This window comes from Bacteroides finegoldii DSM 17565 (assembly GCF_000156195.1).
GTDB lineage: Bacteria > Bacteroidota > Bacteroidia > Bacteroidales > Bacteroidaceae > Bacteroides > Bacteroides finegoldii.
Genome location: NZ_GG688321.1, coordinates 1 through 623, shown reverse-complemented (window position 1 = coordinate 623; position 623 = coordinate 1). Strand labels below are relative to the sequence as shown.

The window sequence follows — 623 nt, the reverse complement described above, 5'->3', positions numbered from 1 at the left end:
AGAAAGATATACCCCAGACCATTATTGAGCATGATGCAAATTATATTATAGCTATAAAGGAGAATAAGAAAAAAAATTATCAACTGGCTAAACAAATCATTGACGATTATCAGGATAAAGATGAAATAATCAATAGAGTCACCAGGCATGTGTCGGAAAACACCGGACATGGAAGGATTGAGACAAGAACATGCACTGTAGTCAGTTATGGATCTATTATGGAGAAAATGTTTAAGAAGAAACTTGTGGGGTTGAAGTCTATTGTAGGGATAAAGTCGGAGAGGACAATAGTAGCAACAGGAGAATATACTCAAGAGGTCAGATACTATGTAACTTCACTTGATAATACCAAACCGGAGGAGATTGCGTCTGCCATCAGGCAGCATTGGTCTATTGAGAATAATCTTCATTGGCAACTGGATGTTACCTTTCGGGAAGACTACAGTAAAAAGGTGAAAAATGCAGCCAGAAACTTTTCGGTGGCAACAAAGATGGCGCTTACCATACTAAAGAATGAGAAAACAACAAAAGGAAGCATGAATCTGAAAAGACTAAAAGCGAGATGGGATGAAAAATATTATCACTAACTTTACAGGAAAATTAATTTTTAATGCGTCTGCCCT

General features: G+C 36.9%; 1 protein-coding gene. It reads left to right on the top strand.

Translation table 11 applies throughout. The features are described 5' to 3' along the window. A partial coding sequence (locus BACFIN_RS21655; RefSeq protein ID WP_007751254.1) for an ISAs1 family transposase occupies positions 1 to 587 on the top strand: 587 nt, incomplete at its 5' end. Between the last annotated feature and the right edge of the window lie 36 nt (positions 588 to 623).